General features: G+C 67.9%; 27 protein-coding genes and 1 tRNA gene. 21 read left to right on the forward strand and 7 right to left on the reverse strand.

The features are described from left to right. Window positions 1-95: 95 nt before the first annotated feature. The 5 genes from R6Y94_RS25840 (at window position 96) to R6Y94_RS25860 (ending at window position 6,448) form a co-directional block, all read left to right on the forward strand. Window positions 96-1,664 carry a sugar transferase gene (locus R6Y94_RS25840; protein ID WP_318398528.1) on the forward strand — a complete coding sequence of 523 codons (1,569 nt, stop codon included), beginning with the start codon at window positions 96-98 and terminating at the stop codon, window positions 1,662-1,664. Window positions 1,665-1,781: 117 nt separating this feature from the next. Next, window positions 1,782-2,960, forward strand: a complete 1,179-nt coding sequence (locus R6Y94_RS25845) for a sensor histidine kinase (protein ID WP_412102885.1) — start codon at window positions 1,782-1,784, stop codon at window positions 2,958-2,960. Window positions 2,961-3,012: 52 nt separating this feature from the next. Then, entirely contained in the window at window positions 3,013-3,768 is a 756-nt protein-coding gene (locus tag R6Y94_RS25850) for a LytTR family DNA-binding domain-containing protein (protein WP_318398440.1), read from the forward strand. 234 nt (window positions 3,769-4,002) lie between these two features. Continuing rightward, window positions 4,003-4,953 carry a class A beta-lactamase gene (gene bla, locus R6Y94_RS25855; RefSeq protein WP_412102876.1) on the forward strand — a complete coding sequence of 317 codons (951 nt, stop codon included), beginning with the start codon at window positions 4,003-4,005 and terminating at the stop codon, window positions 4,951-4,953. A gap of 202 nt (window positions 4,954-5,155) precedes the next feature. Further along, window positions 5,156-6,448: a D-alanyl-D-alanine carboxypeptidase gene (locus tag R6Y94_RS25860; RefSeq protein ID WP_318398442.1), complete on the forward strand. Its 1,293-nt coding sequence runs from the start codon at window positions 5,156-5,158 to the stop codon at window positions 6,446-6,448. 126 nt (window positions 6,449-6,574) lie between these two features. On the opposite strand, the gene R6Y94_RS25865 is transcribed toward R6Y94_RS25860, so the two are convergent. The 4 genes from R6Y94_RS25865 to R6Y94_RS25880 form a co-directional block, all read right to left on the reverse strand. Then, window positions 6,575-6,985 carry a VOC family protein gene (locus R6Y94_RS25865; protein WP_318398443.1) on the reverse strand — a complete coding sequence of 137 codons (411 nt, stop codon included), beginning with the start codon at window positions 6,983-6,985 and terminating at the stop codon, window positions 6,575-6,577. Window positions 6,986-7,071: 86 nt separating this feature from the next. Beyond that, window positions 7,072-7,464: an AraC family transcriptional regulator gene (locus R6Y94_RS25870; RefSeq protein ID WP_318398444.1), complete on the reverse strand. Its 393-nt coding sequence runs from the start codon at window positions 7,462-7,464 to the stop codon at window positions 7,072-7,074. A 360-nt stretch (window positions 7,465-7,824) separates the two neighbouring features. After that, window positions 7,825-8,262 (reverse strand): DUF6228 family protein, encoded by a 438-nt coding sequence (locus R6Y94_RS25875; RefSeq protein ID WP_318398445.1) that lies wholly within the window; start codon window positions 8,260-8,262, stop codon window positions 7,825-7,827. A 550-nt stretch (window positions 8,263-8,812) separates the two neighbouring features. Further along, on the reverse strand, window positions 8,813-9,166 hold the full coding sequence (locus R6Y94_RS25880; RefSeq protein WP_318398446.1) for a hypothetical protein: 354 nt from the start codon (window positions 9,164-9,166) through the stop codon (window positions 8,813-8,815). Window positions 9,167-9,461: 295 nt separating this feature from the next. Between R6Y94_RS25880 and R6Y94_RS25885 the strand changes: the two genes are divergently transcribed. Then, window positions 9,462-10,082, forward strand: coding sequence for a hypothetical protein (locus R6Y94_RS25885; protein ID WP_318398447.1), 621 nt, complete (start codon window positions 9,462-9,464; stop codon window positions 10,080-10,082). Between the two features lie 982 nt (window positions 10,083-11,064). Next, on the forward strand, window positions 11,065-13,497 hold the full coding sequence (locus R6Y94_RS25890; protein WP_318398448.1) for a hypothetical protein: 2,433 nt from the start codon (window positions 11,065-11,067) through the stop codon (window positions 13,495-13,497). 48 nt (window positions 13,498-13,545) lie between these two features. Here R6Y94_RS25890 and R6Y94_RS45310 read toward each other — a convergent pair whose 3' ends face one another. Continuing rightward, window positions 13,546-14,628 carry a GntR family transcriptional regulator gene (locus R6Y94_RS45310; RefSeq protein ID WP_412102886.1) on the reverse strand — a complete coding sequence of 361 codons (1,083 nt, stop codon included), beginning with the start codon at window positions 14,626-14,628 and terminating at the stop codon, window positions 13,546-13,548. A 749-nt stretch (window positions 14,629-15,377) separates the two neighbouring features. Between R6Y94_RS45310 and R6Y94_RS25895 the strand changes: the two genes are divergently transcribed. The 12 genes from R6Y94_RS25895 to R6Y94_RS25950 all read left to right on the forward strand — a co-directional run bounded on the left by R6Y94_RS25895 (window position 15,378) and on the right by R6Y94_RS25950 (window position 24,155). Then, the gene (locus R6Y94_RS25895; protein ID WP_318398449.1) at window positions 15,378-15,569 is read left to right on the forward strand and encodes a hypothetical protein; all 192 of its coding nucleotides are present in this window, start codon (window positions 15,378-15,380) and stop codon (window positions 15,567-15,569) included. Window positions 15,570-15,630: 61 nt separating this feature from the next. Continuing rightward, entirely contained in the window at window positions 15,631-16,443 is an 813-nt protein-coding gene (locus tag R6Y94_RS25900; protein WP_318398450.1) for a GntR family transcriptional regulator, read from the forward strand. After that, window positions 16,431-17,219 carry a glycosyltransferase family 2 protein gene (locus R6Y94_RS25905; protein ID WP_318398451.1) on the forward strand — a complete coding sequence of 263 codons (789 nt, stop codon included), beginning with the start codon at window positions 16,431-16,433 and terminating at the stop codon, window positions 17,217-17,219. The genes R6Y94_RS25900 and R6Y94_RS25905 overlap by 13 nt, the downstream gene beginning before the upstream one ends. A gap of 175 nt (window positions 17,220-17,394) precedes the next feature. Beyond that, window positions 17,395-17,799 carry a transcriptional regulator gene (locus R6Y94_RS25910; RefSeq protein WP_318398452.1) on the forward strand — a complete coding sequence of 135 codons (405 nt, stop codon included), beginning with the start codon at window positions 17,395-17,397 and terminating at the stop codon, window positions 17,797-17,799. A gap of 275 nt (window positions 17,800-18,074) precedes the next feature. Next, window positions 18,075-19,709, forward strand: a complete 1,635-nt coding sequence (locus R6Y94_RS25915) for an FtsK/SpoIIIE domain-containing protein (protein ID WP_318398453.1) — start codon at window positions 18,075-18,077, stop codon at window positions 19,707-19,709. Beyond that, window positions 19,706-19,966 carry a hypothetical protein gene (locus R6Y94_RS25920; RefSeq protein ID WP_318398454.1) on the forward strand — a complete coding sequence of 87 codons (261 nt, stop codon included), beginning with the start codon at window positions 19,706-19,708 and terminating at the stop codon, window positions 19,964-19,966. Before R6Y94_RS25915 ends, R6Y94_RS25920 begins: the two co-directional genes overlap by 4 nt. 6 nt (window positions 19,967-19,972) lie before the next feature. Beyond that, window positions 19,973-20,161: a hypothetical protein gene (locus tag R6Y94_RS25925; RefSeq protein WP_318398455.1), complete on the forward strand. Its 189-nt coding sequence runs from the start codon at window positions 19,973-19,975 to the stop codon at window positions 20,159-20,161. Beyond that, complete coding sequence (locus tag R6Y94_RS25930; protein ID WP_318398456.1) at window positions 20,158-20,343, forward strand: hypothetical protein; 186 nt, start codon at window positions 20,158-20,160, stop codon at window positions 20,341-20,343. The genes R6Y94_RS25925 and R6Y94_RS25930 overlap by 4 nt, the downstream gene beginning before the upstream one ends. Further along, the gene (locus R6Y94_RS25935) at window positions 20,340-20,912 is read left to right on the forward strand and encodes a DUF2637 domain-containing protein (RefSeq protein ID WP_318398457.1); all 573 of its coding nucleotides are present in this window, start codon (window positions 20,340-20,342) and stop codon (window positions 20,910-20,912) included. The genes R6Y94_RS25930 and R6Y94_RS25935 overlap by 4 nt, the downstream gene beginning before the upstream one ends. Continuing rightward, a complete protein-coding gene (locus tag R6Y94_RS25940) occupies window positions 20,909-22,666 on the forward strand; it encodes a replication initiator (protein WP_318398458.1) in 1,758 nt (585 codons plus the stop codon). The genes R6Y94_RS25935 and R6Y94_RS25940 overlap by 4 nt, the downstream gene beginning before the upstream one ends. 5 nt (window positions 22,667-22,671) lie before the next feature. Then, window positions 22,672-22,887, forward strand: coding sequence for a helix-turn-helix domain-containing protein (locus tag R6Y94_RS25945; protein ID WP_318398459.1), 216 nt, complete (start codon window positions 22,672-22,674; stop codon window positions 22,885-22,887). Then, on the forward strand, window positions 22,887-24,155 hold the full coding sequence (locus R6Y94_RS25950) for a tyrosine-type recombinase/integrase (protein WP_318398460.1): 1,269 nt from the start codon (window positions 22,887-22,889) through the stop codon (window positions 24,153-24,155). Before R6Y94_RS25945 ends, R6Y94_RS25950 begins: the two co-directional genes overlap by 1 nt. Before the next feature lie 89 nt (window positions 24,156-24,244). On the opposite strand, the gene R6Y94_RS25955 is transcribed toward R6Y94_RS25950, so the two are convergent. Next, window positions 24,245-24,318, reverse strand: a tRNA-Gly gene (locus tag R6Y94_RS25955). Between the two features lie 252 nt (window positions 24,319-24,570). Here R6Y94_RS25955 and R6Y94_RS25960 point away from each other — a divergent pair. Then, window positions 24,571-25,518, forward strand: a complete 948-nt coding sequence (locus R6Y94_RS25960; protein WP_318398461.1) for a zinc metalloprotease — start codon at window positions 24,571-24,573, stop codon at window positions 25,516-25,518. Between the two features lies 1 nt (window position 25,519). On the opposite strand, the gene R6Y94_RS25965 is transcribed toward R6Y94_RS25960, so the two are convergent. Continuing rightward, entirely contained in the window at window positions 25,520-26,092 is a 573-nt protein-coding gene (locus R6Y94_RS25965) for a pyridoxamine 5'-phosphate oxidase family protein (RefSeq protein ID WP_318398462.1), read from the reverse strand. A 100-nt stretch (window positions 26,093-26,192) separates the two neighbouring features. Between R6Y94_RS25965 and dcd the strand changes: the two genes are divergently transcribed. Further along, complete coding sequence (gene dcd / locus R6Y94_RS25970; protein WP_318398463.1) at window positions 26,193-26,771, forward strand: dCTP deaminase; 579 nt, start codon at window positions 26,193-26,195, stop codon at window positions 26,769-26,771. The last annotated feature ends 34 nt before the right edge of the window (window positions 26,772-26,805 follow it).

Here is a 26,805-nt window from a genome sequence, read left to right on the forward strand (position 1 = left end):
ACCGAATGAGGATCCGGGCCTGCATGGGAGAGACTGAGACGGTGGGCGACCCGAGCCCTTACGGCAATTGGGCGGCACGTGTCACGCGGGAGGACGTGGGTGAGGTGACGACAAGCCTCCAGCGCCCGGTAGGCAGCGGCCGACCGAGTACTCTGCGTCACGTCGACAGCTTCGAGATCCAGCCACCGACCACTCCACAGCCGAACGGGGTACCCCGTTCGGCGTGGGCGCGGGCGCGTCGGCGGGTGTCCCGCTGGCACCGGCCGTACATCGCGATCCTGCTGCTCCTGGACTTCGGAGCGGCGGTACTGGCGAGCTGGCTCGCGATCTCGCAGTTCGAACAGGCCCGGGCCGGCTTCCAGATCAACGACGATGACGCCACCTGGTTCCACACCGTGTCGTACGTCCTGCTCCCGATCGGCTGGTTGATCCTGCTCTGGGGCAACGGCGCGTACGACCGCCGCTACCTGGGGCTCGGCACCGACGAGTTCAAGCGGGTCACCCGGGCCGGGGTCGCGGTCGCGGCCAGCGTCTCGTTCCTCGCCTTCGCCACCAAGACCGACCTGTCCCGACTCACCGTCGGCACCGCGCTGCTCGGCGCCCTGCTGCTGATCCTGCTCGCCCGCTCTGCCGCCCGCCTGCTCCTGCACACCGTGCGACGTCGCGCCGGCCAGGCCGCGCAGCGGGTCGTGCTGGTCGGCACCCTGCCGGAGGCGCTGGAGGTCTACACGGCGATCAGCCGCAGCCCGGCCGCCGGGCTGATCCCGGTGGCGATCCACCTCACCGACGGTTACGCCGCGGCCCGGGGCATCGAGACGCCGATCCCGGTCTACGCCGGCCGGGACATCCTCTCCCTGGTCCGCGAGGTCGGCGGCGACACCATCGCGGTCTGCGGGTCGGCCAGCACCGAGCCGGGCGAGCTGCGCCGGCTGGCCTGGCAACTGGAGGGCTCCGGCGTCGACCTGATCGTGGCGCCGCAACTCACCGACATCGCCGGCCCCCGGGTGCACATCCGGCCGATCGAGGGCCTGCCGCTGCTGCACGTCGAGGAGCCGACGCTCTCCGGCCCGGCGCTGCTGGCCAAGAACCTGCTCGACCGGCTCGCCGCCGGGCTGGGGCTGCTGCTGCTGATCCCGCTCTTCGTGGCGATCGCGATCGCGATCCGGATCTCCGACCCCGGGCCGGTCTTCTTCCGGCAGCCCCGGGTCGGGCACGAGGGCCGGACGTTCCGGGTCTGGAAGTTCCGGACCATGTACATCGACGCCGAGCAGCGCCTCGCCAGCCTGGTCGACCAGAACGAGACCGACGGCATGCTGTTCAAGATCAAGCAAGATCCTCGGGTCTTCCCGGCCGGGCGGTTCCTCCGGGCCAGCTCGCTCGACGAGCTGCCCCAGTTGATCAACGTGCTCTGGGGCGAGATGTCCCTGGTCGGCCCCCGCCCGCTCCCGGCCGACGACGGCGACTTCCTCGGCGACGTACGGCGGCGGCTGCTCGTCCGGCCCGGCATCACCGGGCTGTGGCAGGTCTCCGGCCGCTCCGACCTCTCCTGGGACGAGGCGGTCCGGCTGGACCTCTACTACGTCGACAACTGGTCGCTGGCGTACGACCTGAGCATCCTGTGGCGGACCGTCGGGGTGGTACTGGCCCGCAAGGGCGCGTACTAGGGCATACCGTCGGCGACCGGATACAGCCCGACCGGTGGCTTGGCGAACCGGTCGACCAACCGTCAGGATCTCTGCGTGGGGTGGCCCAACCTGTCCACGGCGGTAGCCGTGGTCGCGATGATCAGTGCGCTGGCGGCTGCCCTCTTCGCCGTCGTCCGGCTCCGGGCCCGGCAGGGTATCGCCACCGCCACCCAGCGGGCCACCTACGACGTGCTGCACACCGCCGGGCTGGCCGCCGAACCGCTGCGTGCCGGACTCACCCCGGCCGGCGCGGCCAAGGCAGTACGCCACCTGCGTACCCTGGTCGGCTCCGCCGGACTCGCGCTGGCCGACCGGGACCGGTTGCTCGCCCTCGACGGGCGCGGCGGCCACCACGGCGAGCAACTCCTCGCCGCCGCCGCCAACACCATCAGGACCCGCCGGTCGACCGTGCTCGGCGAGTCGGATCTGCGCTGCGACCGGGTCGACTGCCCGGTCCGGGGAGCGGTGATCGCCCCGCTGACCGGTCCCGACGGCCGGGCCGGCGCCGCGCTGGTGGCGATCGCCGACGACCAGCCGGCGCCCGGCCTGGTGCAGGCCGCCCTGGAGACCGCGCACTGGGCCGGTGCCCAACTCGCGCTCGCCGAACTCGACTCGTCCCGGGAGCGGCTGGCCCGGGCCGAGGTACGCGCCCTGCGGGCCCAGATCAGCCCGCACTTCATCTACAACGCGCTGACCGCGATCGGCTCGTTCGTCCGGACCGACCCGGAGCGGGCCCGGGAGCTGATCCTGGAGTTCGCCGAGTTCACCCGCTACTCGTTCCGGGCGCACGGCGAGTTCACCACGCTCGCCGAGGAACTGCGCTCGATCGACCGCTACCTGACCATCGAGCGGGCCCGGTTCGGCGACCGGCTCCAGGTGAAGTTGCAGATCGCCCCGGAGGTGCTGCCGGTCAGCCTGCCGTTCCTCTGCCTGCAACCGTTGGTCGAGAACGCCGTCCGGCACGGGCTGTCCCGCAAGCCCGGAGTGGGGATGGTCAGCATCGAGGCCCGGGACGCCGGGGCAGAATGCCACATAACGGTCGAGGACGACGGGGTCGGGATGGACCCGGCCGTGCTGGCCGCCGGCATCGCCGAGGCCGCCGCCGACCCGGCCGACGACTCCGGCCAGCACGTCGGTCTCTCCAATGTGGACGAGCGGCTCCGGTCGGTCTTCGGGGACCAGTTCGGCCTGGTCGTCGAGACCGACCTGGGATCGGGTACGAAGGTGAGCATGCGGATACCGAAGTTCCACCGTCATGTCCGGGCGAGCGCGTGACCCCCTGCGCGCACGTGCACCCGGGCGGGCGGGCGACCCGGAGGGCTGATCCGTGACCGGTTTCCTGCGCGTCCTGGCCGTCGACGACGAGCCACCCGCGCTCGACGAGTTGGCGTACCACCTCCGGGCCGATCCACGGGTGTCCCGGCTGCACACCGCCGGGGACGCGACCGAGGCACTGCGGGTGCTCCGGGACGCCGACGTCGACGTCGTCTTCCTCGACATCCGGATGCCGGGACTCGACGGCATGGAGCTGGCCCGGGTACTCCGCCGGTTCGCCCGGCCACCGGCGATCGTCTTCGTCACCGCGTACGACGACGGGGCGGTGGACGCCTTCGACCTCGGCGCCACCGACTACGTACGCAAGCCGGTCCGGGCCGAACGGCTCGCCGAGTCGCTGCGCCGGGTGGTCGGCTCCCGGGTGGTACCCACCCATCCGGCGGCACTGGCCCGGGCCGAGCCCGACCCGACGATCCCGGTCGAGCTGGCCGGCAGCACCCGGATGCTGCCCCGCTCGGCCGTACGCTGGGTCGAGGCGCAGGGCGACTACGCCCGGCTGCACACCGCCGACGGCTCACACCTGGTCCGGGTGCCGCTGGCCACCCTCGCCGAGCGGTGGGCCGACGCCGGGTTCGTCCGGATCCACCGGTCCTACCTGGTGCAGCTCCGGCTGATCGCCGAACTCCGGCTCGCCAACTCGGGCTACGTGGTGGTGGTCGACGACACCGAGCTGCCGGTCAGCCGCCGGCACACCCGGGAACTGAAGGACAAGCTGGTCCGGGCCGCCAAGCAGGACTGGAACCGCTGAGGACATCAGGCATCCGGCGAGTGTGCCGGTTGCCGACCAGGGTGGCGGACCGGCTGTGCCGCCCGAACCGGCGGCGCAGCGGGTGACGCCGAACATCTGCGGCAGCCGGCCAAGACGCGTGCCCGCCGTCACCGGGCCCGGTGACGGCCACGCGGGAGGCCCGTCCCGGTGAACCCGGCGGATAGTCTCGATCACTGGCGGCCGGCTGCGCGACTCAGCAACGGGGGAAGAGAAATGCCACCATCACGTCCGACCGTCACCCGCCGGGCCCTGCTCGGAGCCGTCGTGTCGGCACCGCTGGCCGGCTGTGCGAAGGACGCCACGACCGCATCCCCGCGCCCTTCGGCTCCGCCCTCCGCCACGCCTGCGTCCACCGAGCCCCCCACTGCCGCAGCGCCGCGACGCCACGAACACCTGGTCCGGTTGGAGCGCACGTTCGACGCCCGGCTCGGGGTGTACGCCCTCGCCACCGGCACCGGCACCGTCGTCGCGCATCGAGCGGACGACCGGTTCGCGTTCTGCTCGACGTTCAAGGGGCTCGCCGCGGCGGCGGTGCTGGCCCGCAACCCGATGTCGCACCTGGACACGGTCGTCCGGTACACCGAGCGCGACCTGACGGCGAACGCCGTCATCACCAGGCGGCACGTCGGCAGGGGAATGACGATCCGGCAACTGTGCGACGCCGCGGTCCGGCACAGCGACGGCACCGCCGGCAACCTCCTGCTCCGGGATCTCGGCGGGCCAGCCCAGTTGACGGCGTACACGCGCAGCCTCGGTGACACGGTCACCCGGATGGACCGGATCGAGCCGGCGATCACCCAGGCCACCCCGGGAGATCCGCGCGACACGACCTCGCCAAGGGCGATCGGCACCGACTACCAGAAGATCGTGCTGGGCGACGCCCTCGTACCCGAGAAGCGCGCCTTCCTCCGCGACCTGCTGGAACGCAACGCCACCAGCGTCGGCGCCCGGCGCATCCGGGCCGGCGTGCCGAAGGACTGGACGTTGGCCGACAAGACCGGGACCGGCGGCTACGGCACGGTCAACGACATCGGCGTCGTCTGCCCCCCGAATTCCGCGCCGCTGGTCATCTCGATCATGAGCAGCAAGGCCACCCGGGACGCCGAGTACGACCAGGCGCTCATCGCCGAGGCCACCGCGTACGCCGTGGCAACCCTCGGCTGAGCCTGGCCGGTCGCCAGCGCGTCCCGGCACTGCCCCGCGCCGGCTGCCGGCGTACCGCGACCGTTGCCCGGCGGTGCGACAATGCACTACTTCGCAGGTGTGGCGCCCGGGCCGGTCAGGAGCGCCAACGCCAGCGATGCCGACATCAGTGCACCGGCCGCGCCGTGCGGCAGGTCGGTGCGCCCACGGGGGAGATTTCAGGATGCTCGACTCCGCGACGACCCAGGTGCTCGAACCTGTGCCGCCATCACCACCGCCGAAGCGGGGGCGTACGCGTAGCCACTGGCTACTGGCCGCCGGGCTGTTGATCGTGCTGCTGGCCGGTGCCACGCTGTTCGCGCTCGCGCCGCTGCGCAGTCCGCTGCCCGCGGCGGCCGTCACCCGTACCCTCCCGGAGGCGACGACGATCCCCGGCAAGGTGCCGGTGGTGCCGTGGCCGAGGACCGGGCAGGCCGCGCTCTCGGTCGAGGGAGTCGGCTCGCTCGGCACGTCCGGCGGCGGCGAGCCGGTGCCGATCGCCAGCGTGACCAAGGTGATGACGGCCTACGTCATCCTGACCGAGCACCCGCTCGACCGGGGTGAGCACGGGCCGAAGCTGACCGTCAGCGCGGCGCAGGCCGCCGCGTACCCGGCGGAGCTGGCCCGGGGCGAGTCCCTGGTGCCGGTCGTCGCGGGCGCCGTGTTCACCGAACGGCAGGCCCTCCAGGCGGTCCTGCTGCCGTCGGCGAACAACATGGCCCGGATCCTCGCCGCGTGGGACTCCGGCAGCGTCGCGGCGTTCGTGGCGAAGATGAACGCCACCGCCGACGCGCTCGGTATGAAGGACACCCACTACACCGACCCGTCCGGGCTCGACCCGGGCACCGTGAGCACCGCCGTCGACCAGGTGATCCTGGCCCGCAAGGCCATGGAACTGCCGGCGTTCGCGGAGATCGTGGCGCAGAAGAAGGCCACCCTGCCGGTCGCCGGCGAGGTGAAGAACTACAACTCGCTGGTCGGTCGGGACGGCGTGGTGGGGATCAAGACCGGGTCGACCGACGAGGCCGGTGGCTGTCTCGTCTTCGCCGCCGTCGTCAGGGTCGGCGACCGGAAGATCACCATCGTCGGCGCCGTCCTCGGCCAGCCCGGCGCGAACACGCCAGTACAGCTCGACCGGGTCTTCAAGGCGACCCGCCCGCTCGTCCGCACCGCCACCACCGCCCTCAAGATGCACCCGGTCGTCCGCAGCGGCGACCGGGTCGCCACCGTGTCCGGCCCGCTCGGCACCGGCACCACCATCCACGCCGGGAAGGACCTGACCGTGCTCGGCTGGCCCGGCATGCCGGTACGCCTGGACGTCCACATCCCCGCCGTACCGGGCCGGCTGCCGGCGCAGACCGAACACGGCCAGATCACCGCGACCGCCGGCGACGGCGGCCCGGTCACCGGCGCGCTACACAGCGGGGCGCGGCTGGAACCGCCGAGCAACTGGGAACGGATCCGCCACCACCGCTGAACGGGCTGGCGGTTGCCCCGTACCCCAGCCCTGGCCGGGCCGGGACTGCACCTGCCACGCCGAAGGCCCCGGACGGGACTCGTGTCCCTGCCGGGGCCTCGCGTTCGGTGCCGAGTCCCGGATCGGTCAGGACTTCGGCTGGGTGAACCGGATACTGTTGCCGAACGGGTCACGCAGGCCACAGTCGATCCCGTACGGGCGCTCGGTCGGCTCCTCGGTGAACTCGACGCCCCGGCCCAGCAGCGTCTCGTACGTCTTGCGGCAGTCGTCAGTGCTGAAGATCAGCCAGCCGCCCGTCGCGCCCTTGGTCACCAACTCCCGGACCTGCTGCGCCGTCTCCTCGGACAGTGCCGGCGGGCCAGGCGTCGTCAGCAGGATCTGCCGCTCCGGTTCGCCGGGGACGTTGACGGTCAGCCAACGCATGAAGCCGAGGTCGGTGTCCGTGTTGACCTCAAGGCCGAGCTTGCCGACGTAGAAATCAAGGGCCTCGTCCTGGTCGAGGACGTAGATCTGCGAGTGCGTGATGGCATTGAACATGCCCATCACGCTACGGCCCGAGTCGGCCGGAAACTTATCCAAAACTGCTCAGTCGGCGGAAGGTCTCGGCAGCTCAGCCAGCCCGGTCACGCGCTCGGACGCGACCAGGCCATCGTGAAGCAGGTCGGCACGTTCGCGGCCACCGCCTCCTTCCGGTACGTCCTCGGCGAGCTGCCGACGATGTCCCGGAACGTACGGCTGAAGGTCCCCAGGCTGCCGAAGCCGACAGCGAGGCAGATGTCGGTCACGCTGCGATCGGTTTCGCGGAGCAGGAACATCGCCCGCTCGACCCGACGCCGCTGGAGGTAGCGGTGCGGCGTCTCGCCGAACGTCGCCCGGAAGGTACGCGTGAAGTGCGCCTCCGACACGTACGCGATCCGGGCCAGCGCCGGTACGTCCAGCGGTTGCGCGTACGCCCGGTCCATCGCGTCCCGTGCCCGCAGCATCCGGCGGTTGGACTCTTCGACGGCGCGGCTCACGACACCATCACAGCACGGCCCTCCGGCACGGTAGCGAGAAGGATGCCGAGGTAAGAGAAGTCGGGCACGCCCTGGCCCATTTCGCCGTAGGGGCGCCGAGGCCGAAGGGCCACGCAGCTGGCACGGCGCCCGGCTAGAGATCGGCTACGGCGAAGGCCCAGCGTCAGGAGATGTCCTCTGACCTGGGCCTTCGTTGCCGAGCGGGGTGACGGGAATCGAACCCGCACTGTCAGCGTGAAATTGGACCGAGACGGGTCCTGGTACGGCGCTTTGCTTGGTGGACGTGATCTCTGGCGGCCTGGTTTGGCCTGGAGTTACACCCGCTTATGGCCCGTGAGTGGCCCGCACCGAGCCTGCGGTTCACGTCCCGAGGAAGTGGCTCAAGTCTGCGGCCAGGCGGGTCATCTCCTCCCCTGCCTCCAAGACGAACACGGCGCGAGCAGACCATGCCGTGTCGTCCAGATCAACGCCGGAAGCCCGAAGCGTCACGCCAAGCGAGACATAGCCACGCCCATCGTGGCGAGCATCGAGGGCAAGCTCACGCTCCACCGACCTCCAGGTCCGGATCCCGTTCCACCCCTGCCAGTCGGCCGCGAGAGCTTCGACAAAGCTGGGCAGCCTCGTGACGTGTGGGTGGACGAAAACCCCTTCGACATTGGCAACCGTCGATGCTGTCATACCGTCCTCATGCAGCTCCGTGGCCACAGTGAAGACGTACCCATCCCCGTACGGATCTCGAGGTGGATGGATGACCCATCGCGCTCCGCCGGGTTTCCTGAGGACAAGGTGTCCGCTCATGGTGGCTGGGAGTATGCCTCTTCGATCAGCAGCCCCGCCACTTGGTTCTGCAAAGGGCTATCGGCCGGCGGGGGTGTGCCCGGCAATGACTGGCAGAGCTCGTCGACCAGCAGGCAACGGTGGCAAGGCGAAGAAGGACGACGGGTCGCAGAAGGCGGGCAAGAGCAAGCGGCGCGGCGACGACCCAGGCGACGGGATGGCCGGCGTGGTGGCGCGGCGACGCCAATGGCGCGTGGATGGCCCGGAGCATGATCGCGGCCCGGAACACATGAAGGCCCTGGCTGGGACTGATGTCCTGACCAGGGCCTTTCGGTTGGAGCGGGTGACGGGAATCGAACCCGCACTGTCAGCTTGGGAAGTGTCGAAGATGGGCCGTCCGGCCAGGCGACGCCCTGGTCATAGTGGTCTCCAACGGCCTCAGTTGGTCCTGGTTGCCCTGGCTCAATGGCACGCTAATGGCACGCTTCGCTGGGGGCCTGGCCACGTCGATCACGGGCCGCCTGCGTCAGTGCAGTGCCGGTGGTGGCCGTCGTCCTCGCCGCGCTGCGGGTCACCGCTGCCGTCGACTACCGCCCACGTCGATACGCTGCACTGGCTTGATCACGTCCCGCCACAGCCCTCGCATCAATGCTCGATGTCGATTGGTCCCGCCACGTGGCATCGACTGACTTCGCGACATTCTGATCATCCCTGTCCAGCAGAGAGCCACACCGGCAGCCACCGCCAGGGCCGCGACAGCGAACAACGTAATCGTCAACGGCAGGAAACGAACGAGCGCCGATACAAGGACCGACAGGCCGAACACCAGCCCGACAGCTAGGCAGCGGTACCCCCAGACCAAGTTGCGGTAGCCACCGCTCCTTTGGATTCGCGCAACAGCCTTGTCGAGCTCTGTCTCAGCCACCAGCACCGTCCTCGTTCCAGGCATGGTCAGTATGCACCGACCTCAAAATCCGGCGTACAGGCCGACTCGTCCGTCGTACCCCAGGTCAGAGCCGTGATCATGGCTCTGACCTGGTCGTATGTTCTGGCGCCGGTTGGCGTTGATGGTCAACATTGGGCGACGTTTGACGCCCTGGAGACGCCCTGACGCCCTGACGCCCTGGGTACGCCCTGATCTTGGGGCGGTTCTCAGTCTCGATCGTCCACGCCTGGGTTATCGGGTAGGCAGGCCGGCCCGACCGGTCTAGCGTCGTCGGGTGAGTTTCGGCACCTACGCCCGCCACGTGCGCAACCCCGAACTGCCCTACCGGCGCCGGGTGTCCGCGCTGAGGTCTTGCGTGCAGCTGTACCGGCCGATCGGCTTCCACGCCACGCTGAGTTTTCTAGAGGAGATCGCTGGGCCGTTTCAACGCGACGAGGCGGCGTTGCTGCGCGCGTTGGACGCTCTTGTGGCGAGTCGTGCCGGTTGGCATGCCGAACTCCGCGACTACGCCGCCGAACGGAAGCTGGCCAAGCGCCGTGGCCAGCGAAACCCTCGCCCGACCGATCCGAATCCGAGCGGCTTCCCTCGCTGCTGGTACGGCGCTCCCAGACAGGCTGCCCTGCATGCGGTGCGGTACTGGCGTCGCCGTACGGCACCTGCGCTGTTGGCAGACCCGGATTCGATCACGCTGGATGTGGATGCCTGCGTCACCGCGTCCCTCGCAGCAGGGGGGTCGCTGCTTCCCGCCCAACGACAGATGTTGGGCGCAACCGTCGAGGCGCTCCGGCAGCGGATGCGGCCCGAGATGTGGCGCGATGACTCGCGGGCCTACTACCGGGCGTTCAACCTGCTGAGGGTCGCACGGCACCTCGAAACGGCAGCCGATGCGACGTAGCCAGGGACGGCCTGGGCGAGTGCGGCGAACGGCGATCCAGGTGGTTCGGTGGCAAGCCAGTCCGGGTTGTGGACTGGCGCGGCAGTCGGAAGCCCCGACCACGACGGCGGCCAGCCCCGCCGGCTTCCGTCCCGCAGCAAGCTTGTGGGATTGTCGAGGTATGCAGACCATTCGAAAGGACCATGCCGCGTAGGCGCCCGACGCAGGTGCGAGCTTCCAAGCTTCGTGCCCGACCGCTGGACGGCCGTACGTCTGACATAGCCGGCCTCTCGTTCCGAGGGCTCCAAGCCATCGCCTACCTGGAACGCTCCCGTTTCACGGAAGGCGCCGTCGCGCGGGCGCTTCGGGCCTGGGCGGACTTCGTCCAGGACCCGTGGCACCGGCTGTGGGACCCCCAGTACGGCTGTGGCGTCATGGAGTGCTGCCCGGACCTGCGAGAGGTTCGTCAGATCCTTGAAGCTGTGGCTTACGGGCTGCCAGCACGGGACGCCCGTCGATTCAGGGCAGAGGTCGCCAAGATTGACGAGTCGTGGTGACCGTCTGGGAGTCAGTCGGGCGCGGGGCGGTTCCCGCCAGGTCTCGGCGGCTTCCCGCCCCGGCCGCGGAGCGGTCCGGGGCGGTGCTCCGCCGGGCGGCCTGCCGCCCCGGCGCAGCGCCGCGCAGCGGCGCTCTTGATCTAGTACAGGGCTATTCGGCAAGACCCCACAGACTCACCAGAGATCTACAAGGCGTTCGGAACCCCTGGTCAGTGCTGGCAAACTTCCTTCGCTAGTGGCGCAGATCCACTCGTCCCTCAAGGAACTACTCGCCGAAGGGACGAGTCCGAAAAGGCCATGAGGTTTCCAAATCTCTCAACCGCATGAGCGGCTGTGCACTGACGACTCATAGGGTCTGCAAGGGATGGGTGCTAGCTTGTCCACGACACCCGTCACCGGATCTAGGAGGCCCGTTGTCCGGCAGAAAGCCGAAGCCCGATCGCCGGATGATCGTAGACGGAGAAGAGGGGGTTGCTGCTCTTTTATCTAATATGAGCCGCTTCTCGGAGGGTTTAGTTCGTGCGGACTCATGGGACGAGATCGATTCCCAAGCCCCCCACATCATCCACTTCCACGTAACCGCCATGGCCGACCTCCTCGCCGGTCAAGATACATTCGACGTACTTGAACTAGTACGCCAGCATGAGATACCGCTTTTCCTCACCGGCTATAAGGAAAGTCAGAACAGCGGCCTAGCCGCCGTGATTGACGTTGTGGCCTTGATGGCTATCGGTCTCGGGTCACGACTTGTCCCAGCCGTCGGCCCCGACGGCGACGATAAGGAACCGATTCCACATCCTAACACAATCATCGAGCAGCTCTGTACGCATGCGCGAGAAATATTGAAGCTTACGAGCTTACTGAGCGCCTCGCTCGCCGCAAATCCAGACTTGGGTCCCTTGGCAGGACTAGCAGGGCAGCTACGCTCTAGCGAGCTGATGATCCGAGGGAAACATTACGAGTCGATCGGCGCGATCCTCAATGAGGGAGTTCTAGAGATACCGGGAATAGAGGACATACTTGAACGTACGGTCGGCTTTACTTACAGCGAGATCACAGCCGTAAGAGAGGCCATTAGGGAGCAGTACACGACCAAGAAATCCGACCTACTTGACTCCATTGGTCGCGCCGCATCTTCACATGCGGATGGCGGCAGGTTGGACCCCAATGATAAGGCTGTCGCCGAGAAGGCATTCTTCGACTTCTTCGTCTCGCCCGGCACTTCGAGTGCCTTCAGCGCGTCATCTATTGCCCTTAGCAGCGGCGTTGAAATTCAGCGAGTCGAACGCATTCTTAATACCTTCAGCCATCCAATAACTGGCGGAGGCGCAGAGAAGCTAATCACAGCTTTCGTGCAAGGCGGCAATCCGCTTTCCGGAATTGATTTACTTGCTGATGGCACTGGTAATTATCTGATGTTGCAGAACGGCATCCCAATCGATCATGTAAGACGAGTCCTTGAAAATCAAATTAAAGCCTCACCCGACAGCAGAGCATGGAATACTTACGGACAGCGCCGTGATAAATTCGCTGAAGAGTTCGCATGCAAGTTAGTCGCGAGCCTTCTTGGCGTCACGGGTCCGAGTTATAAGGCACTTAAGTACCTAGCACCTACTAGGGGAGACTCCGATTGTGATTTGAGTCGTAATGCCGTGCATCCGGAGAACTACGCAGGCGACGGCGAGACCGACGCGCTGTTCGTAGTCGACGACGTTGCTATTTGCGTGGAGGTCAAAGCAGGCTCGATTCGAGAAAAGGCTAGGGGTGGCAACGCCCTCCGCTTGGCAGACGATTTGAAGAAGACAATCGGGGAGGCCACACAGCAGGCACAACGAGTTCAGTCCCTCCTACTTGAGAATCAGGGGCTCTGGCGCAAGAACGGGCAGTGGATCGATCTTCCCAATGTACGAGAAGCACATTCAGTCGTTGTTTGCCTTGACGACTTTGGCCCGCTGGCAATCGCAGCCGATACCCTTGTCCGCGCCGACCTACTCCCTGGAGATTCGATCCCTTGGGTCGTATCCCTACATGATCTTTCGGTTGCCGAAAGGCTGCTCAATCGCGCTTCTTCGTTTTTGCTCTACTTGCGACGCCGGACGGAAACACAAGCCGCACGACTATTTGTAGCGGTTGATGAACTCGATGTTCTGATGTGGTTCCTCAAGGGTGGCTTCTACTTCACAGCCGATCCAGACTTACTACACCAGCGTTTTCCAGGATCTCTTCTCCCAAAGCCTGGTAAACGCAGGCGGTTCAAGAAGGAAGTGCCTACCCGCGTTGGAACACTGACGGACGATCTCGACGCCTGGATGTACTTCGAGGAGGGATCAAGCGCGATTGAGACTCCCCGCCCAACTCGGTCTGAACACCCAACCATCGAACGCATCCTTGCCTACCTTGAATCCAATCGGGAGCCCGGATGGATCCGCTTCGGTGCCGATCTATCGAATCTGTCGTCAGACGCACAGCATCGGCTAGCCCGCAACATCCAGACGGTCGTTGCAAAGACACGGAGAGATAATGGGTTTCATGCCCTTGCTTTAGGATTCCTAACGCCTTGGGGCCAAGCAGTCTTCTTCGTTGGTTCGCAGCCGGAAGGCTATACCCACGCGAAACAGCGATTGCACGAATATATGAAAGCAAAGAAATACCAGCTACGGGCAGATCGCGCTCTTGGCATCCTCGTCGACACAAGGGAATCAATCGTCGCTGCGGAATATCAGAACGATCCGTGGGAGCCGAGCGATGAGTTGGACAGCCTTGTCGCCGACATGCGCCTGGTACCTGCAGCACGAATGACTCGGGGCGTAAGGCCAAAAGCGTGGCGCGCGAACGGTAGAAGCAACCGGCGGAATCGAAAAGGCGGAAGGAAGAGGTAAGCTCCTCGGCGCTGGCACCTGAGGCAGAACTGAATATCTTCACTAAGCCTATATCGATAGCTCATATTCTACGTCGACGCGATCGGCTGGAAGGACTATCTGAGACGCTGCTTCCACTACCCGTTCACGTGACCGCGTTTGTCTTGTGATGACAAGAAGCGGCACACCAACTCTTAGCCGCAGCAGGTCAAGTTCTGCGGCTGTGGGCATCCGCGCTCTTACGGTTTCGCGAATTGTGGTCGCCGTGATTCCGAGTGATTCCAATTGGGCGACATGGCCGCCTGGCCATGGTTCGCGAGACGGATCGGCAACCGGCGTACCGGCGACCACACCAAGCAGATAATACGACATCGTTAGGTGTTGGGGCTGCCCGTACGTGCATACAAGAAGTCGACGCTCCAACATCATTGTGCCGAGGTCGACTTCGAAGAGCGCGGCGACTTCGGGGCTCGCAGGCACTTCCCGATAAGCGGCTTCTATTCGGTCGGCGTTGTCGACTCCGTGAGGGCCGCCCGGTCCATTTTGCAAGGATCTCTGCGATGGCTTGGGGCGGTAGCGGTCGTGTCCAAGACGGCGTACCGCGAGATTCGGGCGAGCATAGGAGCCCCTACCGTGTTCGGTGACTATCAGACCTTCAGTGCGGAGAACGTTGATCGCTTCGCGGATGGTTCCCCGGGCGACGCGAAACTCAGCCGTAAGTGCACCCTCGGAGGGAAGGAGGGAGCCGGCCGGGATGGCGCCCTCGATGATGCGACGTCGGAGTTCGTCGGCAATAGCTCGGTAACGGGGTTGCCTGTGCGGGGTTGGCACGGGCATCACCGTACCTGTCTGCCGTGTTCTCGTCAGCCATCCATCGTCGTCATGGATGTATAGACAAGTTGCCTGGTTGTAGGTACCTTTCAGAGGTGCGGTCAGGGTGGCTGGTCTGGCAAGGGGTTGGCACGCCGTCACCCCGGCCGCACATCCAAAGTGAACTGATGCGCTGAGCAGTGGTTCGACGCGTCCCCGCGTGTGCCTGAACGGGGGCACGGCGATACCCGACGCCGCTCTCCGGGCGGTGCGCCGTGCCGTCATCGGGCCGGTGGCCAGTCCAGCCTTCCCCCCGGGAAGCCGGCCACCGGCCCTCTCCATCACCCTGCAAGGAGGTCGTGATGCGCCGTGCTCGCTTACTTGTCTGGCTCGCGTTCTGGCGGTCGCCTGGGCGCCACACCCGGCAGCCAAGGTCGACGCCGTCTACACGCCGAGTCGTGGCCCACGCGACTCCTCGGCCTGCTGTGCCGTCCTGGGCTACGGCTCGAACGCGTGACTACCCCTGTTGGCGAGACGCGCCCCTGTTGACGCTCGGGCAGGAGTTCCGAGGACGTGGCGGGAGGTGGTCCCGGTGAGCAGGGCGCCTCGACAGCGGCCCGAGGTAGTTCATCCGCCGTGGTGTGTGCCTCAACGGTGTGAGTTCGTGGTGCCGCCGCAAACGCAGCACGCGCTTCGCCATCACAAGGGGCCGGTACGGAGTTTCGGCGACCGGCGCGGCGGTGGCAACGTCGTCGTGTACCTGTTCGCCGGGCAGGCAGGTCAGCCAATGATCGGGTTCCATGCTGTCGGCCGGTGGCGGGGATCTGGCGGGGCGGTGCTTCGGTTGGCCGAGGTGTGGCGCCTCGCTCGGCACCTGGACGAGCTGCTGCACCAGGCCGGATTCACTTCCCCACGGGGAGACGACGATGGCCGGGAATGACCACAACGCCCGAGGGTTGCCGTGGGCGAGGAGCCTGCGGCGCGACGTATGCCCCGTCTGGTGCCAGGGCTGCGCTGCGGCTGACACACGACACCGTAGCCGGCTGGCGACCGTCGGCCAGGAGGGCAGCGGTTGGCTCAGCGTTCAACTCGTGGCCGATCGCGGGGCCGCACATGCTCCGCTGTTGAAGGTCGATGTCACGCGCTACGGGTCTACCGAAACCGTGCTGCTCACGTTCGCGCAGACCGGCCGCATCCTCGCTGAGATCATCCACCTTCCGTATCCGGTCGGGGCCTGGCAGCTTCGAGAAGATCCGCTGCTTGGGGACGAGGGCGGTGACTGACCGACGCGACAGGTCGACGGCCCGGCAGACGTATCAACGTCTAGGGGGTAGCGTAAGCGGCGTGAACTCTCGTGACTGGCGTCCGCGCTACCTTCAGCTTGCGGAGGAGCTGCGCGCCCGGATCGAGAGCGGTGAGCTTGCCCGGGGTACGGCCATGCCGAGCGAGACGGAGTTGGCCGACTCGTCGGGGCTGTCCCGGACCAGCGTGCGGAACGCCATCCGGCAGCTTCGGGAATGGGGCCTGGTCCGGGCCGAGCAGGGTCGGGGCACCTACGTACGGGCGCCTCGGCAGCGGGTCCGCCGGCGCAACACCGAGCGGTACCAGTGGGAGAAGGACCGGGTACTGCTCGACGAGGCCGAGCGGCGGCGGACCGGTGGGACCGAGCATGACACCGGCCTGACGGTCGATGATCTCAAGTTCCACGCCGAGTACTCGCAGGTGAAGGCGGACGAGGAAATGGCGGCGGCGTTCGGGCTGCCCGTCGGTGCGCCGCTGCTGCGGCGGGTCTACTGGACCAGTTCCCGGCACGAAACTGCTCCGCTGTCGGCGTCGTACTCCTACCTGCCGTACGACATGGTGAAAGGCAACAAGCAACTCCTGTCCGCCGACTACGAACCCTGGCCCGGCGGCACCCAACATCAGCTCTCCACCGTCGGCATCGAGCTGGACCGGATCGAAGAGGTCGTCCAGGCCCGACCACCGCTGCCGGACGAGGCGGAACTACTCGACATCGAGGCCGGCGTTGCCGTCCTGGACGTGCGCAAGACGTCGTACGACATCCGGGATCGTGTAGTAGAGATCGCGGACATCGTTTTCCCTGGTGACCGGACAGAACTCTGCTTCACGACGAAGCTGAAGCGGTGGAACGCTTGAGCCGACTCGTCTCGGTCGTCACGCCCGTTCACTGGCCCAGCGTCGGCTACCTCGCCGACGCTTACGGGTCGTTGGTCGGTCAGAAGATGCCGGACGGGTGGGACTGGCAGTGGCTCGTCCAAGAGGACGGGCAGGACGGGCTACTGCTCGACCAACTCCCCGAGGATCCCCGAATCCTCGCCGGCAGCGGCCGACCTGGCGGTCCCGGCGTCGCCCGGACCCTCGCCCTGGCTCGGGCGGAAGGCGAGTTCGTCAAGGTCCTCGACGCCGACGATCAACTCACCCCGGGCGCGCTCGCCCGGGACATCGCCACGCTCACCGACAATCCACACCTCGGCTGGGTCACGTCACGGGTCCTGGACCTGCACCCCGACGGGTCAACACACGGATGGGACAAGGACCCACCCGACGGACCGATCAGCCGCGGTGCGGTCCTCGCCTTCTGGAAGGCCAACGACTACCGGGCACCCGTACACCCGGCGACCCTATGCATGCGCCGGGATCTCCTCCTGGCCCTCGGCGGCTGGATGGCCCTACCCGCCTCCGAAGACACCGGCCTACTCATCGCGGCCAACGTCGTCAGTGACGGCTACTTCATCGCCGAACCTGGACTGCACTACCGCAAATGGCCCGGCCAGATGACCGGGCAAGCCGCACACCGCGACCCGGCCGAGCACACCGCACGAATGCGGATCATCGAAGCACGGGCCGAAGCACTGCGGTCGCTTCTGTCGGCCTCGCCGTCGTCGTTCGCCTCGGGCCTGCCGACTTCCTGACGTTCCCGCCTCTGCCGGGTCCGGCATCCCTCGACGCGCCCGTAGGGACTTTTCTCCTCAAAGCAGACGACTTCCGATCGACTTGTTGACTTGTCTGCCAAGTCGCCATACCTTCGAAGCTCATACATGGCAGCCAAGTTGATTACTTGGCAAACAAGCTCCGGAGGTCTGGGCAATGGCTCTGCGTGGTGGGACCCGGTTCGCGGTCCGGAGTGAGGACGTGTTCCCGGCGGGGTGCGCGTTGGTGCCCGAGTCGCTGGGTGAGGTGGAGGACTACGACGAGAAGACGGGGCGGCGGTCTCCGGCAAAGGACAAGGTGACGGGCCAGCGCGTATGGCAGGTCCGGGTGATGGACCTTGACCCGGAGTTGGGCAAGCGGTCGCGTGAGACGACGGTCAAGATCTCGGCCGACTACCAGCCCGTTCCGCCAACCGGCGTGCCGTTCGAGGCGGTGGAGTTCGACGGGATGACGGTCACGCCGTACGTGGCGAACAACGGTCGGATGGCGTATTCACTGCGGGCCACCGGGATGCGTGCCCCGGCCGGCGTCGCCCGTGACTCGTCGTTGGCGGCGGCCTGACCGCTGCTGGGTGGGCGGGGCTGTCTGGTCTTGGCGGACGGCAGCCCCGCCCCTCTTTGCCAAATCCCCCTGCTCATGGCGAGAGAGGTCTTTGACGTGTCCAAGCGTAGGCGCCGTACGGCCCAGGTGCGGTCGCGGTGTGGTGTGTGTCAGTCCCGGTTCGACTCGACCGACAGCGCCGACGGCCGTTGCCCGTTGTGCGCGGATCAGCTCGTCCTGCCGCTGCCGGCGGTCCGGGACGCGTCGGGCCGGTTCGTGTCCCTGCGGGGTGTCCGATGATCGGGCGGCCTCGGGGTGAAGTGGTGATGACCTCGGCCGGGGACCTGATGGTGATCCGGCCCAAGCGACTCGAACTGCCGTTGTGGCTGGTGATTCCCGGCCTGCTGCTGCGCTGGGGCTGGCGGGCGCTGTGGTGGTGCCTACGCCACCCGGTCGCCACTGCGTCGACGGCGTTCCTCCTCACCGTCTACCTTGACCATGGCTGGCAAGGTCTCGTCACCCTGCTGGTCCTGGTTGGCGGGGTGTCGGCGGTATGGCGGTGGCGGCACGAAGCATCGTGGTGGACCTGGTTCGCTGGTCCGCTGCTCGGTTGGTTCCGCCGGGTGACCGTCTACCGCCGGGCGTGGCGGGAAGCCATGACTCTGTGCGGGCTGGCCGCGCGGTTCGATCATCAGACGGTTCTGCCTCGGCTGCTGTCGGTGCGCTCTGATCCGGCGTTGGACGTGCTGGCGGTCCGGATGGTGCGCGGTCAGACGCCGGAGGACTTCCAGCGGGTCACGTCGAACCTGGCGTACGCGTTCGGTCGTCGGCATGCCCGGGTGTACTCCGAGCATCCCGACGACCGGCCTACCCGGTCGGGGCGGTGGGCGTGGCTGCTCCGTGCGGTCGATGCCGTTCGGTTCCGCGACCGGCCCAGCGTTGTCTACCTGGTCCTGGTCCGCACTGACGCGCTCCGCGCTGTCGTTCCGCCGTTCGAGGTCCCGGCGGTGCCGGACTTCACCGCGCTGCCGCTGGCCAGGCGGGATGACCTGAGTACCTGGTGCCTGCACCTGCTGGCGACTCACGTCCTGGTCGGCGGCGCCACTCGGCGCGGCAAGGGCTCGGTGCTGTGGTCCCTCGTCCGCGCACTCGGCGGCGGGGTCGCGTCCGGGCTTGTCCGGCTCTGGGTCATCGATCCGAAGGGCGGGATGGAGTTCGCCATGGGGCGGCCGATGTTCGCCCGGTTCGCCTGCAAGTCGTTCGAGGCCATGGCCGACCTCCTGGACGAGGCCGTCACCGTCATGCGGGAACGGCAGGCCAGGCTTGCCGGCGCCGTCCGGGTCCACACTCCGACCGTCGCCGACCCCCTGGTCGTGGTCGTCATCGACGAAATGGCCGTGCTTACCGCGTACCTCCAGGACGTCGAGCTGCGTAAACGGATCGCCGCGTCGCTGGGGCTGCTGCTGTCCCAGGGTGCCGGGGTCGGTGTCCTGGTCGTGGCCGCGTTGCAGGACCCACGCAAGGAGGTCCTGCCGTTCCGGGACCTCTTCCCCACCCGCATCGCGCTCGGCCTCACCGAAGCGTCACAGGTCGACATGGTGCTCGGTGATGGTGCCCGGGACCGGGGAGCGCTGGCCGACCAGATGCCGCGCTGGGCCAAGGGCGTCGGGTACGTCATCCTCGACGGCACCCCCGAACCCGCCCGGGTTCGGTTCTCGTACATCTCCGACGACGAGATCCGGGCCATGGCCGAGCGCTTCCCGGCTCCGGTCGACGCGGCGGACATCCTGGCCCAGGTCGGCCGGGAAACCGCCCCCGAACCCACCCGGCCATCCCTGCCCCGACAGCGCTCCTCCGGGCCGCTGCTGCCGGACGCGCTGCTCAACCTCCTCCGGCAGGACCCGGACACGGACGGGGGTAAGCAGGCATGACCGAGCCGACCGCGCGACGGTTCTACCGCCTCCGCACCCCGAGCGACACCGGGCAGAGCACGGCCGTATCGGTACGCGTCGACCCGGACCGGCCGGACCCGTACCCCGTCTACCTGGCCGTCGGTGCCGGCCGGCGCCGGATGTACCTCACGCCTGATGAGGCGTGGGCGCTGTGGCGCTGCCTGTCCGAAGCCGTCGCCACCCTCGGCGACCCGCCCGACAACATCCGCACCACCATCCGACCGGCCCGGAGGTGACAAGCCATGACACCCCTCAACCGCATCGCGGCTGCGCTCCGCCGGCCGCTACGCATTCGACTCATCGCGCCACCCGACAAGGCGGCGGCTGCCCTGCGCGGCCTGGCTGCCTTCCTTCACCACCGCACCGAGCTGCGGTACCGGCGCATCCGCATCGACCTGACCATCCGGCCCGACGAGGAGGGCAACCGATGAACCCGTGCACCCTCCACCCCGGCGAGCCGACCTGCGACCGATTCGGCCTGATCGAGATCGAGCACGGGACCGGCGCCCGTGACTGGACCTGCGAAGACCACGCCATCCGCGCCATCTGGACCATCGACGGTGGCCGCGTCGTCCGGGACCTGCGCACCGAGCAGACGGGAGCGGGCCGATGATGCGGGTACGCCTCGAAGCTTCGGCCCGGCTGCTGATCCTGCTCGCCATCGGCGGGATGGCCGGCGCTGCCGCGTTCACCCATGTGCATGACCTGACCGTCGCGCACGGTCAACCCGACTGGATCGGCTGGGCTAACGGCGTTGCCATCGAGCTGATGGCGATCTACCTCGGGCTTGAGATCCGTGCCCGGCGTCGGGCCGGTCGTCCGGTCGGGTTCGTCGCCGTGCTCCTGATCGGCTTCGCCATCCTGTCCCTCGCCGCCCAGGTCGCCGAAGCCGAACCGTCGGTCTGGGGCTGGATCGTCGCTGCGGTTCCCTCCCTCGCCTTTCTCGCCCTGGTCAAAGTCGTCTTGTCCAGCGCACCCGCCACCGTCTCGGCCACCGACGACGAAGCGCCGGCCGTCGTCGACGACCCCGGTCCGGAACCCGTCGCCGTCGATCCCGAACAGGTCCAGGACCGTGCGCCGGTCGTCTACGCCCCGGTACCGGCCTCGCGGCCGGGATCGTCGACGGTGCTGCCTCCGCTCGGCGTCGTCCACCCTGCCCGTTCCGCCGGGGTCGCCCGATGACGGCACCGACCCTGCCCGGCCTCGACCCGTCCGCCCCGACTCCGGAGCAGCCTCGGCCGGGGTCGCGGGCGGCACGGATGGGCCTACCCCGCGCGGTCGATGTCCTCAAGGACGTCGCCACCGAATACGGCGTCTGCATCCGCCCGCTCGCCATGCGCCGCACCGACCTGAACACCGGGCAGACCGAGGTCATCGGCCTGCCCTGCGGGGCGACCCAGGAGGACAAGTGCCCGGCCTGCGCGAAGAAGAACCGCCGGCTACGGCAGGCACAGATCCGGGAAGGCTGGCACCGTTCGGACGAACCCCTGCCCGGCCCAGAACCCGCAACCGAGGAGCAGAAGGCGCTGATCGTGCTGCGGGCGCACCTGGAGTACGGCCGCGACGAAGCGGCCCGCGCCTCGCAGTGGGATCAGGTCGAAGACCTCGACGAGGCCATCCGCGAGGTGGAAGAGGCGATCACGGCCGAAGGGTTACGCGGCCGGGTCGGTCCGCCCCACCAGCCCGGCGACGACGGCCAGGGCGACAAGGACACCGGCCGGCGCCGCAAGCGCTCCACCAGGCGGCGGCAGGACGCACCCGACCTACCCCGGCGCAAGGTCGAGCGGCGCACGGTCGGCAAGGTCTACACCGCCCCGGACGGCTCGACCTACCAGCCGTCGATGTGGCTCACGCTCACGCTCGACTCGTACGGTCCGGTGCTGTCCGACGGAACTCCGGTCAACCCCGACCGGTACGACTACCGCCGTGCAGCCTGGGACGCGGTCCACTTCCCTCGACTCCTCGACCGGTTCTGGCAGAACCTCCGACGCTGTGAGGGCTGGAACGTCCAGTACGCCGGGTGCGTCGAGCCGCAACGCCGACTCGCCCCACACGCGCACTTCGCCATCCGGGGCACCATCCCGCGTGACGCGCTGCGCACCGTGGCAGCGGCCACCTACCACCAGGTGTGGTGGCCGTCCGTCGACGTACAGCTCTACACCCGCGACCGGCCACCGGTCTGGGACGAGCAGGCGGCGGCCTGGGTCGATCCCGACACCCGGCAACCGCTGACCACCTGGACCGAAGCACTCGACGCCATCGACCAGGACCCCGACGCCGAACCCGTACACGTCGTCCGCTTCGGCGCCCAGGTCGACGCACGCGGCGTCATGCCCGGCACCGACGACGCGGCCCGGACCATCCGCTACATCACGAAGTACATCACCAAGGCCACCGGTGACTGCCACAAAATCGCCACCGAACGGCAGCAACGCCACCTCGACCGGCTCTGGCAGCAACTCCAGATCACACCCTGCACCGACCGTTGCGCCAACTGGTTGCTCTACGGGGTCCAGCCGAAGAAGGCGCACGCCAAGCTCAAGGCCGGCCGGTGCCGGGGCAAGGTGCACCAGCGGGAAACCCTCGGCATCGGCGGCCGGCGCATCCTCATCTCCCGCGACTGGTCCGGCAAGACCCTCGCCGACCACAAACACGACGCCCGTGCCTGGGTACGGGCGCTCCTCGGCGTCACCACCGACCTTGCCGGCGTCGACCACGCCCAGGGCGCCACCACCGAACCCGTACGCCACGCCTGGGAACTGGCCCGGCCCGACGACCCGGACGTCGGCCCGATGAGCCACCGGCTCATGCGCGCCATCTCCGAACGCGCCCGATGGCGTACCGAACTCCTCGCCGCGAAGGACCGCGCGGCCCAGGGAGCGACGCCCGACCTTTCGGCAACCGCAGACAGCACAACAGTCAACGGGGAGGACTGACCACAGTGGATGAGGTTCTGACCATCGAGCAGGCGGCGGCCCGAATCCAGATGAGTGAGCGGTACGTGCGCCGGCTCGTCGCCGAGCGGCGCATCCCGTTCCACAAGCTCGGCCGGAGCGTGCGAACCAGGGCCGTCGACCTGGCCGCGCACCTGGACGCCGGACGGGTCGAGCCGTTGACCGCCTCCGGCGTGTGGAGCGGGATGCGGAGGGTCGCCTGATGGCGAACAAGGAGAGGCACCGCCGGTTCGGCAACGTGCGCAAGCTTCCATCCGGTCGCTATCAGGCGCGGTACCCCGGACCGGATGGCCGGCTACGTCCCGCACCTGAGACGTTCGCTCGGAAGTCAGAGGCAGAGCGATACCTGACCCTGGTCGAGTCGCAGATTGCCCGGCGGGAGTGGACCGACCCCGAGCGGTCAAAGATCAACCTCGGCGAATACGCCGCGCGCTGGATCGAACAACGCCCGAACCTCCGGCCACGCACGATCCACCTCTACGGCTGGCTGCTCGGCAAGCACATCGCGCCGTACCTCGGCGGGGTCGAGCTGGGCCGGCTGGACACGCCGCTGATCCGAGAATGGCGGGCGCAACTGCTCGGCAACGGCGTCTCGGAGAGCATGGCGGCAAAGGCGTACCGGCTGCTGCGGGCCGTGCTGATGACCGCCGTACGAGAAGACGAAATCCTGCCGAAGAACCCGTGCCGGATCACGGGCGCGGACCAGGAGAAGGCGACCGAACGGCCAGTGCTGACCCTGGCCCAGGTCTTCGCCCTGGCCGACGCCGTACCGGCCCGGTATCGCGCCCTAGTCCTGCTGACCACCTTCGGCTGCCTGCGCTGGGGCGAGGTGGCGGCAGTACAGCGGCAGGACATCGACACCAAGGCGGGGACAGTACGCGTCCGCCAGGCGTTCACGGAACAGCGGGGCGTCGGCCTGGTCCTCGGCCCGCCGAAGTCCCGAGCTGGCCGACGTACGGTCAGCCTGCCCCCGGCCGTGGTTTCGGCAATCGTGGATCACCTCGCCACCGAGGTCGACGACAACCCCGAGGCGTTCGTGTTCACGACCGAGAACGGACGGCCGATCTGGCGGGGCAACTTCAACAAGCTCACCAACTGGAAGGCGGCCGTCGCCAAGGTCGGTCAGCCGAACCTCCACTTCCACGACCTGCGGCACACCGGCAACACCCTCGCCGCACAGACCGGAGCCAGTACCCGGGACCTGATGGCCCGGATGGGCCACGACTCGCCACAAGCCGCGCTGATCTACCAGCACGCCACGGCGGAAGCCGACCGAGCCATCGCCGCCGCACTGGACGCCGCCGTACGCGGCGAGGAGAAGGCCGAACGCAAGAAGGCGAAGAAGGGCGCCCAGAAGGCAGACAAGAAGTCCGACGGGAAGAAGGCCAAGAAGAAGGCGCGCAAGGCGGATGGCACGCGCCCCGGCGACCCGGACGACGGTGCGGCCGGCGCCCTGGTGCACCGGGGCTAATGGCACGCCAATGGCACGCGACGTAATCATGGATCTTGGAACATCGAAGGCCCTGGCTGGGACTGATGTCCTGACCAGGGCCTTCGGGTTGGAGCGGGTGACGGGAATCGAACCCGCACTGTCAGCTTGGGAAGCTGATGTTCTGCCATTGAACTACACCCGCGAGCGGACCCACTGTACCTGGTCGGGTCCGATCATGCACTCACCCTCCCCCGCGTAGGGGCTGCGAGCGCCCCGTCACTCGCTCGGATCGGTCGCGAACCACGCCGTGCCACCTCGTTTGCAACTAAGGCCACGACGAGTAACGTCCGCCCCACCTGCAACTATGGCTCTACGTCACTACAGAGCCACTCTCCGGATGCAAAGGGTGTTGGCAATGGCGTTTCATGGACTGCGACCATCGTCGCGTTCCGGCATGACCGGCATGGCGAGCATCTTTCTCGTCCTGCTGCTGGGACCCGGTCCAGTGGTGGCGGCACCCTCGGGCTCGGCCGGAGGGTCCAGCGGACCGGGCTGCACCGAGACGACCGAGGTTCATCCGAACGGGAAAGCGCGGCCCGGAGCGCCGCACACCACCGAGCCGAACGAGCTGACTCCGGCCGAGGCCACCGAACTGGAGCGTGCGGTCGACTCGGCGTACGCGCACCGGGTCGGGGTGGCGCCGCTCGGTGTATCGAGGAGGCTCAGGATTACCGTCAACGTGGTGTTCCACGTGATCAGCGAGCGGCGGACCCGGGCCGACGGGGACATCCCACTGTCACTGATCAACGCTCAACTGAAGGTGTTGAACGACTCGTTCGGCGGGCGTACCGGTGGGGCCTGGACGCCGTTCTACTTCAGGCTGAGGAAGGTGAACCGGGTGGTGAACCCGGCCTGGTATCCGATTGTGCCGGAGAGCCCGGCGGAGGCGCAGATGAAGCGTGCGCTGCGGGTCGGCGGCAAGCACACCCTGAACGTCTACACCGGACTGCTGGACGACGAACTGCTCGGCTGGGCGACCTTCCCGAAGCGCGAGTTCGACCCGTACGACGGGGTGGTGGTGCTCGCCGAGTCACTGCCCGGCGGCAGGGCGGCGCCGTACAACGCGGGTGACACGGCGACCCACGAGGTCGGACACTGGCTGAACCTATACCACACCTTCCAGGAGGGTTGCACGGGTCGAGGCGACCACGTCTTCGACACGCCCGCCGAGGCGGAGCCGGGCTTCGGCTGCCCAAAGCGACGGGACACCTGCGCGACGAGGCCGGGCCTCGACCCGATCCATAACTTCATGGACTACTCGGTCGACGCCTGCATGTACGAGTTCACCTACGGGCAGGCGCTCCGGATGCTCAGGGCCTGGAAGGCGTTCCGCGAGCCGTAGGTCAGGACGCCGGGACCGGCGCCTCTTCGACGGCCCGGCGCCGGCCGCGCCGCTTCGGCCCGGCGGCGGCACTGCCCTCGGGACCGCCGACCGCGCCGGCCGGGTCGAGCCAGACCTGCACGGCGGGACGCTCGGACCGATCTCCGGCGGCGAGCGGCGTGGCGCCGTTGCTGCCGTGCCGGGCAACCATCGCCACGTCGACGGTGAACTCGAAGAGCCGCCAGTCGACCTGCGGTGCGGCCCGCAGGTTGCCGGCGAGCTGGTCCACCCGCGCCTGGTCGGTCACCGGTCGGGCCCGGCCGGCGACGTACGCCTCGTCGTCGCTGTCCTCGGGAGGGAACGAGTGCAGCGCGTAGCGCCCGTCCCGTTCGAGGTCGCGCCGCTTCGGAGAGTCGACGACGAAACAGAAGAGTCCCTCGTCGGTGATGACCGGGGACACCGGGTGCACGCGCGGCCCACCGTCGGCGCGCACGGTCGCCAGGTAGCCGAGACCCGGGCCGTACTGCTGGATGAGGACGCGGATCGCGTCGGCGAGTCGGGGCTCGTCAGAGGCGAATTCGGACCAGGATGCCATGGGTACATTCTATCGAACACATGTTCGATCACCTACCCCGATCCCACCCATCGGCGAGGTCGCGCCCCGTCGACTCCGCTCGACTCGCTAAGGTGATCCGGTGCTGCTCTCCGACCACGACCTAGTGATCGAGATCAAGGCGGGCGCGCTCGCGCTTGAGCCGTTCGAGCCCGCGCTGGTGCAGCCGTCGAGCATCGACGTACGCCTGGACCGGCTCTTCCGGGTCTTCAACAACCACCTCTACACGCACATCGACCCGGCGGTGCAGCAGGACGACCTGACCTCGCTGGTCGACGTGCCGGACGGCGAGCCGTTCGTGCTGCACCCGGGTGAGTTCGTGCTCGCCTCCACGCTGGAGGTGATCTCCCTCGGCGACCAGCTGGCGGGAAGACTCGAAGGAAAATCGAGTCTGGGCCGGCTCGGCCTGCTCACCCACTCGACCGCGGGCTTCATCGACCCCGGCTTCTCCGGGCACGTCACGCTGGAGCTGTCGAACGTGGCCAACCTGCCGATCCGGCTCTGGCCCGGGATGAAGATCGGCCAGCTCTGCATCTTCCGGCTCTCGTCGCCGTCCGCCCACCCGTACGGGTCGGCCGTCTACGGCTCGCGTTACCAGGGGCAGCGCGGCCCTACCCCGAGCCGCTCCTGGCAGAACTGGCGCACCTGGCCCACCCGCTGAGGCTGTTGGCGACAGAAGCAGCACGCCTGCACCG

It is taken from the genome of Plantactinospora sp. KLBMP9567 (genome assembly GCF_033446045.1).
Taxonomy (GTDB): domain Bacteria; phylum Actinomycetota; class Actinomycetes; order Mycobacteriales; family Micromonosporaceae; genus Plantactinospora.